Genomic DNA, 1,115 nt, shown 5'->3' with positions numbered 1-1,115 from the left:
GATGAACCAAATAGAAGCCGATAGAGATGGAACTATATCAGAAGTATTAGTAGAGAATGGCGCTCCGGTAGAGTTTGACCAACCGCTATTCAGCATCTCATAACGGAAAACTTCACCTTATGCTTAAAAAAGTACTCATCGCAAACCGTGGAGAAATCGCTTTACGGATTTTGCGTGCGTGTAAAGAAATGGGTATCCATAGCGTTGCAGTTCACTCAAAAGTTGATCGCGACCTGATGCACGTTAGGCTTGCCGATGAATCCGTTTGCATTGGCGGAAATCAACCCACGGAAAGCTATCTGAACATTCCAGCGATTATCGCTGCCGCGGAAGTGACTAACGCAGATGCTATTCACCCAGGCTATGGATTCCTTGCTGAAAACTCTGATTTTGCTGAACAAGTTGAGCGCAGTGGTTTTACCTTCATTGGCCCTAGCGCCGATGTTATTCGACTAATGGGTAATAAAGTTTCAGCAATTCAAGCAATGAATCAAGCTGGTGTACCAACGGTTCCAGGCTCTAACGGCCCACTGAGTGACAACACAGCAGACACAATAGCGATCGCAAAATCTATCGGTTTTCCGGTGATGATCAAAGCAGCCTCTGGTGGCGGTGGACGCGGAATGCGCGTTGTCTACGAAGAATCAGAACTAGTTAATTCAATTGCCCTTACCAAGCAAGAGGCAAAAAATGCATTTGGCGATGATACCGTTTACTTAGAAAAATTCCTCGATAGGCCTCGCCATGTGGAGGTCCAAGTACTCGCGGACGGTCAAGGCAAAGCCATTCACCTTGGCGATCGAGACTGCTCTTTGCAGAGACGTCACCAAAAAGTCATTGAAGAAGCACCGGCACCAAATGTCGACGAAACTGCTCGCCAAGAAGTGTTTGATGCCTGCGTTAAAGCATGTATCGATATTAACTACAGAGGCGCAGGTACTTTTGAGTTCTTATATCAAGACGGCAAGTACTATTTCATCGAAATGAATACCCGTATACAGGTAGAACACCCTGTAACGGAAATGATCACCGGCGTGAATCTAGTCAAAGAACAGATGAAGATCGCTGGAGGAAAGTCGCTGACCTACACCCAAGAAGAGATCAAATTTAAAGGC

2 protein-coding genes are annotated in these 1,115 nt (G+C 45.9%); both read left to right on the top strand.

Going from position 1 to position 1,115, the window contains the following annotated elements; all coding sequences use genetic code 11:
• On the top strand, nt 1-103 hold a 103-nt coding region (locus A3739_RS27960; RefSeq protein WP_304440254.1), incomplete at its 5' end, for a biotin/lipoyl-containing protein.
• A gap of 16 nt (nt 104-119) precedes the next feature.
• On the top strand, nt 120-1,115 hold a 996-nt coding region (locus A3739_RS04170), incomplete at its 3' end, for a biotin carboxylase N-terminal domain-containing protein (protein WP_068500429.1).

The organism is Oleiphilus sp. HI0067 (genome assembly GCF_001635735.1).
The sequence above is the reverse complement of the archived record's forward strand: the minus strand, read 5'-3'. Positions and strand labels throughout refer to the sequence as shown.